This window comes from Streptomyces sp. NPDC020362 (genome assembly GCF_040642095.1).
GTDB lineage: Bacteria > Actinomycetota > Actinomycetes > Streptomycetales > Streptomycetaceae > Streptomyces.
In genome coordinates, this window is record NZ_JBFAET010000018.1 from 75458 (window position 1) to 82748 (window position 7291).

Below are 7291 nucleotides of genomic sequence, written 5' to 3' on the forward strand. Positions count from 1 at the left end.
CCGGGCGGGGGCTACGGACCGGCGCGGGCCCCCTCGGACTCGTACAGGCGGGCCCCCTCGGACTCGTACAGCTCGAACCAGATGCTCTTGTGCTCGCCGCGCGGATCCACCCCCCACTCGTCCGCGAGCAGCTCGATCAGCACCAGGCCGCGCCCGGAGGAGGCCAGCTCCCCGGGGCGGCGGATGTGCGGGAGGTCGTCGCCGCCGTCCGTGACCTCCACCCGCAGCCGGCGCCCGGCCGGTCCCCCGGTGACCTCGGCGAGCAGCAGCGCGTCGGCGTCGGTGTGCACGAGGACGTTGGTGACCATCTCGGAGACCAGCAGCACCGCCGCATCCACCTGCTCGGTGCCGTCCCAGTCGTGCAGCAGCTCGCGCAGGTGCCGGCGGGCCTCGGCGATCCGCTCGGGCTCGTCCTGCGCCACCGACAGCAGCGTGCGCCGCGCCCGCGGCCCTGCCGTGCCCCTGCCGCCGTGGTCCAGGCCCTCCTCGGGCCGGGACAGAAGCAGGACCGCTATGTCGTCCTCGCGGCGGTCGGCCAACGGGCCGGTGGTGTGGTGCGAGGACGGCCCGTGCACGCCCTGCACCAGCGCGTCGGCCAGCACCTCCAGGCCGCGCCCGGGGTCCGTGCTGCCCCCGTCGAAGTCCTCCAGGATCGCGCGGATGCGCCGCCAGCCGCTCTCCAGGTCGTGCCCGCCGGTCTCGATCAGGCCGTCGGTGCACAGCACCATGGTCTCGCCGGGCTCCAGCGTGAACCGGGTCGTCGGATAGTCGGCGTCCGGGTCGATGCCCAGCGGCAGTCCGCCCGCGGTCGGCCGCATCACCACCGTGCCGTCGGCCATGCGGATCGCCGGGTCCGGGTGCCCGGCGCGGGCGATCTCCAGCATGCCGGTGGCGGGATCCGCCTCCACGTACAGGCAGGTCGCGAACCGCAGGTCGGTCAGGTGCTCGTCGTGGGTGATGCCGTGCAGGAAGCGGGAGGCGCGGGTGAGCACGGCGTCGGGGCGGTGGCCCTCGGACGCGTAGGCGCGCAGCGCGATACGGAGCTGGCCCATGAGGCCCGCCGCGCGGACGTCGTGCCCTTGGACGTCCCCGATGACCAGCGCGAACCTGCCTCCCCCGGCCTTCGTCCGGGAGGTGCCCCCGGGCAGCGGGATCAGGTCGTACCAGTCCCCGCCGACCTGCAGCCCGCCGCCCGTCGGGATGTAGCGGGCGGCCACCCGTATCCCGGGGATCTCCGGGCCCAGCGAGGGCAGCATGGAGCGCTGCAGGCCCTCGGCCAGCTCCCGCTCCGACTCGGCGGCGCCCGCACGGGTCAGGGCCTGGGCGAGCATCCGGGCCACCGTCGTCAGCACGGCGCGCTCGTCCGGGGTGAACGCCACCGGGTAGGTGAACGCCGCCATCCAGGCGCCCATGGTGCGCCCCGCCACCGTCAGCGGCAGGAACGCCCAGGAGTGGCGGCCGAAGGGCCGGGCGAGCGGCCAGGTGAGCGGGTAGCGGGCCTTGTAGTCGGTCGGCGAGGACATGTACACGGCCCGTCCGGTGCGCACGACCTCGGCCGCCGGATAGGCGGTGGCCAGCGGCATGTTCGAGAAGGGGTTCATGTCGCCGGGCTCGTGCCCGTGCTGGCCGATGATCGTCAGCCGGTCGCCGTCGGCCCCGAACACCACGAGCCCGTCCGGGGAGAACCCCGGCATCGACAGGCCGCCCGCCACCCGGAGCACCTCCGCCGTGGACCGCGCCTCGGCCAGCGCCCGGCCCGCGTCCAGCAGGAACGCCTCCCGGGAGCGCCGCCAGTCCCCGGTGACCGCGCTGCGGGCCGCCGTCGTGCCCGGGGTCGGCTCGGTGACCTCCTGGAGGGTGCCGACCAGCTCGTACGCCTGCCGCTCGGGGTCGTAGGAGGGCTTCGAACGGCTGCGGACGACCCGGACGACCCGCCCCTGCTCGTCCATGATCCGGATGCGCACCTCGGCGAGCGTGCCCTCGGCGACCGCGAGCTGGACCACCCCGGTGATCTCGTTCCAGTCGACCGGATGAATGCGGGCCCGGGTCTGGCCCTCCGTGAGGGTGGTCGGCTCCGCGGGCAGCCCGAGCAGCCGCGCCGCCTCCGCGTCCACGGTGACCAGGTCTGCGGCCGTGTCCCAGTGCCACAGTCCGGTCGCGAGGGCTGCGAGGACGTCACCTACGGACGGTAGGGGCTCGCGTGTGCGCATTGCCCCACTTTAAGAAGATCTTATGGATAGGTGCCAGTGTGCGAAGTTCTGATTGATGAGCGTCACCGTGCCTGGAGGTGCTGCCAAGGGCCGGGTCCGGAGCCGGGAGCGGGGGCGGGGGAAGCCGGGTGGGTGGACGGGGAGAATCCAGCCGGCGGGACGGGGGAAAGCCGGCCGGGCGGGAGGGGGAAAGCCGGCCGGGCGGGACGGGGGAAATGGTGGGGAGCCGATCTTGGGCTGCCCGGTACCCTTGATGGGTCCGGGCCCCGTGCCCGTTCCCGTCGGGGCGGCAGCCCCGGCACTCATCACCCCACCACGAAGGACGATGAACGACGATGCATCGGTACAGGTCCCACACCTGCGGCCAGCTCCGCGCCTCTGACGTCGGTACCGACGTCCGGCTGAGTGGCTGGCTGCACAATCGGCGCGACCTGGGCGGCATCCTCTTCATCGATCTGCGCGACCACTACGGCATCACCCAGCTGGTGGCCCGTCCCGGTACGCCCGCCTACGAAGCCCTGGACAAGATCTCCAAGGAGTCCTCGGTCCGCGTCGACGGTCAGGTTGTTTCACGTGGAACCGAGAACGTGAACCCCGACCTGCCCACCGGCGAGATCGAGGTCGAGGTCGGCGAGGTCGAGCTGCTCGGCGCGGCCGCCCCGCTGCCCTTCACGATCAACGCCGAGGACGGGGTCAACGAGGAGCGGCGCCTGGAGTACCGCTTCCTGGACCTGCGCCGCGAGCGCATGCACCGCAACATCATGCTGCGCACGGCCGTGATCTCCGCGATCCGGCACAAGATGGCGGCGATGGGCTTCAACGAGATGGCGACGCCGATCCTGTCCGCCACCTCCCCCGAGGGCGCCCGTGACTACGTGGTCCCCTCCCGTGTGCACCCGGGCAAGTTCTACGCGCTGCCGCAGGCCCCGCAGCAGTTCAAGCAGCTGCTGATGATCTCCGGCTTCGACCGCTACTTCCAGATCGCGCCCTGCTTCCGTGACGAGGACGCCCGCGCGGACCGCTCGCCGGGCGAGTTCTACCAGCTCGACGTGGAGATGTCCTTCGTCGAGCAGGAGGACGTCTTCCAGCCCATTGAGAAGCTCATGACCGAGCTGTTCGAGGAGTTCGGCGGCGGCCGCCACGTCACCTCGCCCTTCCCGCGGATCCCGTTCCGCGAGGCGATGCTCAAGTACGGCTCCGACAAGCCGGACCTGCGCGCCAAGCTGGAGCTGGTGGACATCACCGATGTCTTCGAGGGCTCGGAGTTCAAGGCGTTCGCCGGCAAGCACGTGCGCGCGCTGCCGGTGCCGGACGTCTCTGCACAGCCCCGCAAGTTCTTCGACCAGCTCGGTGACTACGCCGTCGAGCAGGGCGCCAAGGGCCTGGCCTGGGTGCGCGTGGCCGAGGACGGCTCGCTCTCCGGTCCGATCGCGAAGTTCCTGACCGAGGCGAACGTCGCCGAGCTGACCAAGCGGCTCTCCCTGGCCCCCGGCCACGCCGTCTTCTTCGGCGCGGGCGAGTTCGACGAGGTCTCGAAGATCATGGGCGCGGTCCGGGTGGAGGCCGCCAAGCGTGCCGGCCACTTCGAGGAGGGCGTCTTCCGCTTCTGCTGGATCGTCGACTTCCCGATGTACGAGAAGGACGAGGAGACCGGCGGGATCGACTTCTCGCACAACCCCTTCTCGATGCCGCAGGGCGGCCTGGAGGCCCTGGAGACCCAGGACCCGCTGGACATCCTGGGCTGGCAGTACGACATCGTCTGCAACGGCGTCGAGCTGTCCTCCGGCGCGATCCGGAACCACGAGCCGGAGATCATGCTCAAGGCCTTCGAGATCGCGGGCTACGACCGAGACACCGTCGAGGAGAAGTTCGCGGGCATGCTGCGCGCGTTCCGCTTCGGCGCCCCGCCGCACGGCGGCATCGCCCCGGGCGTGGACCGCATCGTCATGCTCCTCGCGGACGAGCCCAACATCCGCGAGACGATCGCCTTCCCGCTCAACGGCAACGCGCAGGACCTGATGATGGGCGCGCCCACCGAGCTGGACGAGACCCGCCTGCGGGAGCTGCACCTGTCCATCCGGAAGCCGCAGCCGAAGTAGCGCACAGTTCGGCAGGAAGGGCCCGAAACCGGCACCGGTTTCGGGCCCTTCAGCTTGCGCACCCGCACCGGGCACGAGGGCGGCCTACTCGCCGCCCTGCTCGTTCTCCGCGTCGGGGGACGCACCGTCCTCCAGCAGCCGCTCGGCGATGTCGTCGGACCAGTGCTGGGCCCAGGCGCGCAGGGCGGCGACCTCGGGTTCGGTCAGGCCGCAGCGGATGAAGTCCATGTCCGCGTACCAGTCCGTCCCGGTCAGACGGGACTGGAGGGTGGGCAGGTCGAAGGGGTCGTGGGCGTGGCGGCGGCCCAGTTCCTCCAGGTCGGGAAGGGAGAAGCGGGTCGCCGCCGCCTGCGCGTCGATCAGGTCGACGGCCGCGCCCCGGTCGTACAGCGCGCGGATCTTCGTGCCGACGGCGTCCTCCAGGGAGAGGGCGGGCCCGTACCCGGTGAGGTGCGGCGGCTGCCAGAAGGCCTCTTTGTGCAGCGCGAGGGCACAGGGCTGTCCGGTCGGAGGGTCGGTGACGGTCAGCTGCGCGGTGAGCGCGGTGCCGGCCCCCGCCCGCACCTGCCGCCCCCGCGCCTCCAGGGCCGCACCGACGGCCCGGGCGATCCGCTCCATGGGCTCGGAGCTCTCCGTCGCGAAGTCGAGGTTCGCGTGCGGGCGCTGCAGCAGGCCGTGCGCCTGGAGGGCGTAACCGCCGGCGAGCACGAGGACGTACGGGATGCCGACGGCGACGACGTCCGCGAGGAGCCGCCGATGGGCTTCGGGAATGTTCACGGGACGATCTTTTCCGGCTTTCCGCCGCACTCGCGGGTCCGGCGCGGCAACTTCCCCGGGGAGCGGCGGCCACTGAGGAGCCGCCAGGGCACGCGCTCCCCGGGCCCTTGGTCCGCCTGCGGCTCAGCCGGCCGGCTTCTCCTCCAGGCGCGGGAAGAGCACCGCGCCCTTGGTGACGGTGGAGCCCGCCGGGAGCCTGCCCCACTCGCCGGCGTCCTGGATCCGCTGCTCGGCCAGGGGGCCGAGGGCGGCCTCGGCGCCGAGGGAGTCCCAGAGCTCCTGCGAGGTCTGCGGCATGACCGGGTTCAGCAGGACCGCCACCGCACGCAGGGACTCCGCCGCCGTGTAGAGGATCGCGGCCAGGCGGGCCCGGCCCTCGTCACCGGTTTCCTTGGCCACCTTCCACGGCTCCTGCTCCGTGATGTAGCCGTTGACCTGCTTGACGAAGTCGAAGACGGCCAGGATGCCGCCCTGGAAGTCCAGTTCGTCGCCGATGCGCCGGTCGGCCTCGGCGACGGCCTTCGCCAGCCCCTCGTGGACCGCCCGCTCCGCCTCCCCGTCGGCCGTGGACGCCGGCAGCGCGCCGCCGAAGTACTTGCCGACCATGGCGGCCACGCGGGAGGCGAGGTTGCCGTAGTCGTTGGCCAGCTCGGAGGTGTAGCGGGCGGCGAAGTCCTCCCAGGAGAAGGAGCCGTCCTGGCCGAAGGCGATGGCGCGCAGGAAGTACCAGCGGTAGGCGTCCACGCCGAAGTGCGAGGTGAGGTCCTGCGGCTTGATGCCGGTCAGGTTCGACTTCGACATCTTCTCGCCGCCGACCATCAGCCAGCCGTTCGCGGCGATCCTGCCGGGCAGGGGAAGGCCCTGGGCCATCAGCATCGCCGGCCAGATCACCGCGTGGAAGCGGAGGATGTCCTTGCCGACCAGATGGACGTCGGCCGGGAAGGTCGCCTCGAACTTCTCCTGGTTCTCGTTGTAGCCGACCGCCGTGGCGTAGTTCAGCAGCGCGTCGACCCACACGTAGATCACGTGCCTGTCGTCCCAGGGGACCGGGACGCCCCAGTCGAACGTCGAGCGGGAGATGGAGAGGTCCTGCAGGCCCCGGCGGACGAAGTTCACGACCTCGTTGCGCGCGGACTCGGGCTGGATGAAGCCGGGGTTCGCCTCGTAGTGGGCGAGCAGCTTGTCGCCGTACGCGCTCAGGCGGAAGAACCAGTTCTCCTCGCTGAGGATCTCCACCGGCTTCCGGTGGATCGGGCACAGCTTCTGACCTGCGAACTCACCCTCGCCGTCGAGCAGCTCGCCCGGGAGCTTGTACTCCTCGCAGCCGACGCAGTACGGGCCCTCGTAGCCGCCCTTGTAGATCTCGCCCCTGTCGTGCAGGTCCTGCACGAACTCCTGGACGCGGTCGGTGTGCCGCCGCTGCGTGGTGCGGATGAAGTCGTCGTTCGCGATCTCCAGGTGCTCCCAGAGGGGCTTCCAGGCATCGGTGACGAGCCGGTCGGCCCACTGCTGGGGGGTGACCCCGTTCGCCTCGGCCGTGCGCATGATCTTCTGGCCGTGCTCGTCCGTGCCGGTGAGGAACCACACCTTCTCGCCGCGCTGACGGTGCCAGCGGGAGAGCACGTCGCCCGCGACGGTCGTGTAGGCGTGGCCCAGGTGAGGAGCATCGTTGACGTAATAGATGGGAGTCGTCACATAGAACGACTCCGCATCATCGGACTTCGGTCCCCTGGTCTGCATGCCCGGCAAGCTTAGTCGCGCCGCATGCCGGGGAATTCCTGGTTTTCCTACTCCGGTGCGCCGCCGAAGCGCTCCTTGTACGCCTGCAGGTCCTCCTCGGCCAGCTTGGCGAACAGGACCGGCGGGACGGTGAAGGAGGTGCCGGCCGGGACGAAGGACAGCGCCTTCGCCTCCTCGGCGGTGACCCAGGCCGCGGTGTCGTCCGCCAGGGAGAACGCCTCGCGCATGGTCTTCGCCGTCGACGGGATGAACGGCTCGGAGACCACCGCGTACAGGTGGATCAGGTTCATCGCGGTACGCAGGGTGAGGGCCGCGGCGTCCTTGTCGGTCTTGATCTCCAGCCAGGGGGCCTTCTCCTCCAAGTAGGAGTTGCCGGCCGACCACAGGGCACGCAGGGCGGCGGCCGCCTTGCGGAACTGGAGGGTCTCCATGTGCGACTCGTACTCGGCGAGGAGCGAGGCGATC

Annotated in this window: 5 protein-coding genes; 1 reads left to right on the forward strand and 4 read right to left on the reverse strand. The window is 71.1% G+C overall.

Annotated features, from left to right (window positions below; genetic code table 11):
* Positions 1–11: 11 nt before the first annotated feature.
* A complete protein-coding gene (locus tag AB0H32_RS10750; RefSeq protein ID WP_361117504.1) occupies positions 12–2210 on the reverse strand; it encodes a SpoIIE family protein phosphatase in 2199 nt (732 codons plus the stop codon).
* 335 nt (positions 2211–2545) lie between these two features.
* Here AB0H32_RS10750 and aspS point away from each other — a divergent pair, with 335 nt between their 5' ends.
* A complete protein-coding gene (gene aspS, locus AB0H32_RS10755; protein WP_361117506.1) occupies positions 2546–4309 on the forward strand; it encodes an aspartate--tRNA ligase in 1764 nt (587 codons plus the stop codon).
* Positions 4310–4393: 84 nt separating this feature from the next.
* Here aspS and AB0H32_RS10760 read toward each other — a convergent pair whose 3' ends face one another.
* From AB0H32_RS10760 to AB0H32_RS10770, 3 genes are all read right to left on the reverse strand, one after another.
* On the reverse strand, positions 4394–5086 hold the full coding sequence (locus AB0H32_RS10760) for a nucleotidyl transferase AbiEii/AbiGii toxin family protein (protein WP_361117508.1): 693 nt from the start codon (positions 5084–5086) through the stop codon (positions 4394–4396).
* Between the two features lie 123 nt (positions 5087–5209).
* Entirely contained in the window at positions 5210–6826 is a 1617-nt protein-coding gene (gene metG, locus AB0H32_RS10765) for a methionine--tRNA ligase (protein WP_361117512.1), read from the reverse strand.
* 47 nt (positions 6827–6873) lie between these two features.
* Positions 6874–7291, reverse strand: a 418-nt coding sequence (locus AB0H32_RS10770) for a class I tRNA ligase family protein (protein ID WP_361117515.1), incomplete at its 5' end; no start/stop codon positions are given.